The sequence below is a fragment of the Pricia sp. genome (genome assembly GCF_041745955.1).
In the GTDB taxonomy this organism is placed as follows: domain Bacteria; phylum Bacteroidota; class Bacteroidia; order Flavobacteriales; family Flavobacteriaceae; genus Pricia.
The window spans coordinates 1-6,527 of sequence record NZ_JBGTHY010000052.1; the positions used below are offsets into that span (position 1 = coordinate 1).

The 6,527-nt window shown below is 46.0% G+C and carries 5 protein-coding genes; 4 read left to right on the top strand and 1 reads right to left on the bottom strand.

The window, feature by feature from the left end; all coding sequences use genetic code 11:
- Window positions 1-775, bottom strand: a 775-nt coding sequence (gene panC / locus ACEW8S_RS01715; protein WP_373516461.1) for a pantoate--beta-alanine ligase, incomplete at its 3' end; no start/stop codon positions are given.
- Between the two features lie 94 nt (window positions 776-869).
- On the opposite strand from panC, the gene ACEW8S_RS01720 reads away from it, so the two are divergent.
- The 4 genes from ACEW8S_RS01720 to ACEW8S_RS01735 form a co-directional block, all read left to right on the top strand.
- The gene (locus ACEW8S_RS01720) at window positions 870-1,679 is read left to right on the top strand and encodes a glycogen/starch synthase (protein WP_373516462.1); all 810 of its coding nucleotides are present in this window, start codon (window positions 870-872) and stop codon (window positions 1,677-1,679) included.
- Window positions 1,680-1,684: 5 nt separating this feature from the next.
- The gene (locus ACEW8S_RS01725; protein ID WP_373516463.1) at window positions 1,685-3,451 is read left to right on the top strand and encodes a DUF4270 family protein; all 1,767 of its coding nucleotides are present in this window, start codon (window positions 1,685-1,687) and stop codon (window positions 3,449-3,451) included.
- Window positions 3,452-3,645: 194 nt separating this feature from the next.
- Window positions 3,646-5,493, top strand: a complete 1,848-nt coding sequence (glmS, locus tag ACEW8S_RS01730; protein WP_373516464.1) for a glutamine--fructose-6-phosphate transaminase (isomerizing) — start codon at window positions 3,646-3,648, stop codon at window positions 5,491-5,493.
- Window positions 5,494-5,683: 190 nt separating this feature from the next.
- Window positions 5,684-6,527, top strand: an 844-nt coding sequence (locus ACEW8S_RS01735; protein ID WP_373516465.1) for a carboxypeptidase-like regulatory domain-containing protein, incomplete at its 3' end; no start/stop codon positions are given.

Consider the following 6,527-nt stretch of genomic DNA (forward strand, 5'->3'; position numbering starts at 1 on the left):
CGGATGGTTTTTTTCTTTGGATGGGTGTTAGGGTATCGACATCCGCTATCTCGAAATATTCCAGCCGCAGATCAGGATGGTTTTCAAATTGTTTTTCCGTCCAATCCCGCACATATTTAGCACTTTTCGTGCCAAATTCAGCTTTGGCAGTCCGTAGGGTTTTGTAGATAAAGGATGCCTCTTGACGCAGGGTGCCGGACAATCGTTCGTTGCGCGAACTCATGGCCAATCCGCTGGCTTCCCTGACGATCGGACATCCTAGTATCGCTACGGGGATATTGTTTTTTTCGACCAGCTTCCTGATAATCTGTAATTGTTGAAAATCCTTTTCCCCGAAATAGGCCTTGTCCGGCTTGACCAAAAGCAATAAGGTTTCCACTATGGTGCCAACGCCATTGAAATGGTCATTTCTGAAGGCCCCTTCCATTACCTTGTCCAATCCCCCGAAATCATAGGTTTTTGATTGCACCCGATGGTCGTAGATTTCATCCGACGTAGGCGCAAAAACTAGGATATCCCCAGAAATACCCTCCAATAAGAAAATATCCTTTTCGAGCGTATTCGGGTACTTGGCGAGGTCTTCCCTATTATCGAACTGGGTGGGATTTACAAAGATACTGACCACGACACACCGGTTCTCCGCAACCGCTTTTTCGACCAAAGCGGCATGTCCTTGATGCAGGGCGCCCATAGTCGGTACAAGTCCGAGACTTCCATCTTTCGGCAATGAAGATAGGCGTTGGTCGAGCTCTTTCTTGGTGGTTATGACGGGCATAGGTTATTTTTAAACCGAGCAAACTTACGGCTAATCTCTATAAATTTTGTAATTTTGCAGCCAATTTGCACTATACCTATAAAATATTATATACATGAATGGTAAAAAGATATTGTTCGTATCGTCGGAACTAGTGCCCTATCTTCCGGAGAACGAAGTTTCCCTAATGTCTTACGAAACTCCTAGAATGGTCAACAGCAAGGGTGGCCAGATACGGATCTTCATGCCTAGATACGGCAATATCAACGAACGCAGGCACCAATTGCACGAGGTGATACGCCTGTCCGGAATGAATTTGGTGGTCAATGATATGGATATGCCCTTGATTATTAAGGTAGCGTCCATACCGAAGGAGCGCATCCAGGTATATTTTATAGATAACGACGAATATTTTAAGAGGAAGGGAACGTTTACCGATGCCAAAGGAAATCTTTTTCCCGATAACGATGAACGTGCCATTTTCTTCGCAAAAGGGGTGGTCGAGACCGTCAAGAAATTGAACTGGTCTCCAGATATTATTCACGTACACGGGTGGATGGCTTCTTTATTGCCCCTATACCTTAAGAAATTCTATGCCGACGAACCCCTTTTCGATACCAGTAAAATTGTGCTATCGGTCTATGGGAAATCGTTCGAGGGCGAGCTTGATCCCGCTATGATTGATAAGATTGCTTTCGACGGCATTGCCAAAGAAAGTATTGCATCCCTTGAGATACCTACCTATAATAATTTGTTAAAGATTGCGGTCGATAATTCAGATGCCGTTATTTTAGCGGCGGAAGGAATTCCGGAAGATTTACAAGACCACATCTCCAACCTTCAAAAACCTGTGTTGCCTTATGTATCCCTTCAAGAATTTGAGGATGCCTATGCCAATTTCTATAACACTGAAGTTTTAAAATAGCCTGAATGATTTTTTTGAATCGACCCAAATTTACCGCGTTGGCGGTAATTGCGCTCGTTGCCGTTCTGGCGGCCTGTGAAAAAGATCCGACAACCATTGGTGCCGGGGTTATCGGTAACGAACCTTTCAACACAGATAAGGCCGTTTTCGATATTTTTGCCGTCAATAAAAAAATACGGGCGGTAAGAGCCAATCAGCTTCCTATTTATCAATTGGGGGCTTATAACCATCCGGTATATGGCAAGACCGAAGCGACGATTACCTCCCAAGTTCGATTATCGACTGTAGACCCACTTTTTGGCGATGCCCGTCCGGCAGCGGAGACAACTCCCGAAAACGAGACCGTCGATTCGGTGTATCTCTTTATTCCCTTTTTGACCAGTCCCTCGGGCGATGCCGACAACGATGACGTGATAGATGAACTGGATGTGGATTCGACCGACCCCAATAGCGATAGTGACGGTGACGGACTGACCGACAATCAAGAAAAAACCAGGGGTACCAATCCCCTTGTTGCCGATAACGTTGAAGTTGATGGTTTTATTAGGGATCAATTTGCACGCACTTTCGACGTAGATAGTATTTACGGGAATCGCGAACTGCCGTTTACGTTAAATTTGCAACGCTCTACCTATTTTCTTCGGGATTTAGATCCGAACACCAATTTTCAGGAGGCCCAGGAATACTATTCCGATCAGGATTTTTCCGGTTTCCTGGCCGATAAAATTTCATTGGATACCACCATCACTATCAGCGAAAAACAAATTTTGTTGCCGAAGGAAGATGATGCCTCGACGGAGAACATCAACGAGGCGGAACAATTCATGAGATTGCCGCCCGGTATTCGGGTGGCATTGGACAAAGAGTTTTTCCAAGAGAATATTTTGGACAAAGAGGGCGGTTCCGAGTTGCTGACCCAGGCAAATTTCAATAACTTTTTACGCGGAATACACCTCTCGTTGGAACCCTCGGCGGGGGAAGAGCTCATGATGCTATTCAATTTGAGGGATGCCAACATTACGATATCCTATAGCTATACGGCAGGCGAAGCGGCGAAGAACAAAGATTTTGTGCTCAATTTTATCACTCAACAGGGTCCATCGCAACAAGGACAGACTTTCCCCATTGTAGGCAATGCGGTAAACAGCTTTATCAATGATGCCTACGCTCCCGAAATCGCCGACGCCATTGCATCCGAAGAAAATGCGGAACGTATCTATCTTAAAGGGGGTACCGGCAGTTTTGCCGAAATCAATCTTTTCGATGATGCCAATGGTAGGCAAGCCATCGAACAGATAAAGGCCAACAATTGGATTATCAACGAGGCCAATCTGGTTTTTTATGTGGACAAACAACCGGGGGTAATCGAGCCGCCCAGACTGTATCTATACAATATGGAGACCAATGCACCCCTCATCGGCCGTAACGACACACCGGCCGGGCAGGGCGGGACACATTTTGACAGCTATCCTTTTTACGGCGGACTCTTGGAGGGCACCGGTTCAGAGCTGAAATATACCGTAAAGATCACGGACTATATCAATGATCTGGTCGTTCGTAATGCCGAAAATGCCACTTTGGGACTTACGATTACGCCGAACATAGGGATTTTCAATGTTGCCGATGCCATGCTCGACAACGATACCGAAACGGAACTACCGGTGGCGGCCACATTGAGCCCATTGGGTACCGTGCTTTTCGGGAGTAACGTTTCCGCGACCAACACGGGTAAAAAACTTCAGCTCGAGATTTTTTACACGGAGGCGAATTAAGATTCCCAAAAGCTCAAGTTGCAATAAACCAATATGGGACGGTGTCTCGTCTAACTAAACTTTAATTTTCCCAACCTCTAGATACGAGTTTCCAAATTTCTTCGTTTAATGATTAGAAAAGTGATATTATTTACTCGTTTCGCTTAAATTTGCCGCGAAACCGAGCTATCCCCCTAAGCTAAAGAACTAATTTTATGTGTGGAATTGTAGGTTATATAGGGCACAGAGAGGCCTATCCGATTATTATCAAAGGCCTTCAGCGGCTAGAATACAGAGGCTACGACAGTGCCGGCATCGCACTTTATGACGGTAATGACATCAATCTTTCCAAAACCAAGGGAAAGGTGGAGGACCTGAAAAATAAATCCGAAAAGCAAATTTCCACAAAAGGTTGTTTGGGTATCGGCCATACGCGTTGGGCGACCCATGGGGTTCCCAACGATGTGAACTCACATCCGCATTACTCCAATTCCGGCGACTTGGTCATCATCCATAACGGAATCATAGAGAATTACGAATCCATCAAAAAAGAGCTGACCAAAAGGGGCTATATTTTTCACTCGGATACGGATACCGAGGTGTTGGTGAACCTGATCGAGGAAGTCAAGAAACAGGAAAACGTAAAATTGGGCAAAGCGGTGCAACTTGCCTTAAACGAGGTGGTCGGTGCCTATGCCATTGCAGTTTTCGATAAGCAAAAACCCGATGAGATCGTGGTTGCCAAATTGGGTAGCCCATTGGCTATCGGAGTGGGGGAAAACGAGTTCTTTATTGCTTCCGATGCTTCCCCGTTTATCGAATTCACCAACAATGCCATTTATCTGGAGGATGAGGAGATGGCGGTAATCCGTCTCGGAAAAGAGATAAAATTGAGGAAAATCAAAGATGACGCGATTACCTACCCGAATATCCTAGAACTTAAAATGAACATCGAGGAAATCGAAAAGGGCGGTTACGACCACTTTATGCTAAAGGAAATTTATGAGCAGCCCCGGGCGATATTGGATACGTATCGCGGCAGGTTACGTACTGAACAGGGTCTTATAAAAATGGCCGGTATCGATCAACATTTGGACAAGTTCATGAACGCCAACCGCATCATTATCGTGGCTTGCGGTACCTCTTGGCACGCCGGTCTGGTGGCCGAATATATTTTTGAAGATTTGGCACGTATTCCCGTTGAGGTGGAATATGCGTCCGAGTTCCGATATCGAAATCCCGTTATTACCGATAAAGACGTGTTGATAGCGATATCACAGTCCGGCGAAACGGCCGATACTTTGGCCGCCATTAAACTGGCCAAGGAAAATGGCGCGTTTGTGTTCGGCGTCTGTAACGTGGTCGGTTCTTCGATCGCCCGTGAGACCGATGCCGGGGCGTATACCCATGCCGGTCCGGAAATCGGGGTCGCTTCCACCAAGGCATTTACCACTCAAATTACGGTCTTGACCTTGATTGCCTTAAAACTGGCGAAGGAAAAAGGGGTCTTTTCCGATGAACGCTTCCGTGAATACTTGGAGGAAATGGAAACCATTCCCGCCAAGGTCGAAAAGGCCTTGGAATCGAACCCATTGGTCGAAATCATTTCCAAAGTGTACAAAGATTCTACCAATGCCCTGTATCTAGGTAGGGGCTATAATTTTCCTGTCGCCTTAGAAGGCGCACTTAAATTAAAGGAAATCAGCTACATACATGCAGAAGGTTATCCAGCGGCAGAAATGAAGCACGGCCCGATTGCCCTGATCGACGAGCAGATGCCCGTATTCGTAATCGCTACCAAAAGAGGGCATTATGAAAAAGTAGTGAGCAATATCCAAGAAATAAAATCCCGAAAGGGCAAGATCATTGCCATTGTTACCGAGGGTGACGAACAGGTCACCGAACTGGCCGATCATGTGGTCGAAGTGCCGGAGACCTTTGAAAGCCTAACACCGCTATTGACCACGATACCGTTGCAATTATTGTCTTACCATATCGCCGTAATGCGCGGTTGTAATGTCGATCAGCCAAGAAACTTGGCCAAGTCGGTTACGGTGGAATAGCTACCATCCCGAAATCTGAGTTCATAAAGACCATCGCACAAATGATGGTCTTTTTTTTGGGAATATGGCAATCTAAGCAATGCTAGTTACGAAAAATATACTATGCATGCATAATTTTTTTCATTTTATGATTTTCGATATAAAAAAATTGTTAACTTGCCGATACAAACTAATTTAACTTAAACTTAACATGAGAGCAATACTGTTTTTCCCCCTAGTGTTGGTAGCGAGCTTCGGCTTTTCGCAGACTACCGTAAACGGTAAAGTAGTCGATCAAAACAATCAGCCCGTACCCGGCGCCAATATCGTAATTGAAGGGAAAGCCATAGGCACCACCTCCGACTTTGACGGGAATTTTATTTTGGAAACTTCCGAAGTCCCACCTTTTCAGCTGAAGATCACCAGTATTGGCTATACGGAGGCAACGGAGGAAGTCACTGAATCCGGTGCCACCCTGACCATAGTGCTGAACGAAACCCAGACCTTTTTGGACGAGGTGGTCATCTCGGCCTCGCGAACTCCCGAACGTATTTTCGAATCCCCCGTGTCCGTTGAGCGTTTCGGGCTGAAAGAGATCAAGTCGACTTCCTCGGAGTCCTTTTACAGCGGATTACAGAATTTAAAAGGGGTCGATGTCAACACCAATAGTCTTACCTTTCAATCGATAAACACCCGAGGTTTCGCCACGTTTGCGAACAATCGTTTTATGCAATTGGTAGATGGCATGGACAACTCCGCACCGGGCCTCAATTTCGTGCTGGGAAATTTGGTGGGTATGTCGGAACTCGAGGTCAAGAGTGTCGAGATACTTCCAGGAGCCTCTTCCGCACTGTATGGCGCGGGCGCTTTTAACGGTATCCTCTTCATGACCAGTAAAGATCCTTGGAACTATCAGGGTATCAGTACCTACCTCAAAGGCGGTGCGACCTCCCAAGATGTTGCCGGCACGAACGGTTATTATGATTTTGGTATCCGGGGCGCCCATGCCTTTAGCGATAAGTTTGCCGTAAAGGCGAATTTTTCCATTTTGAGGG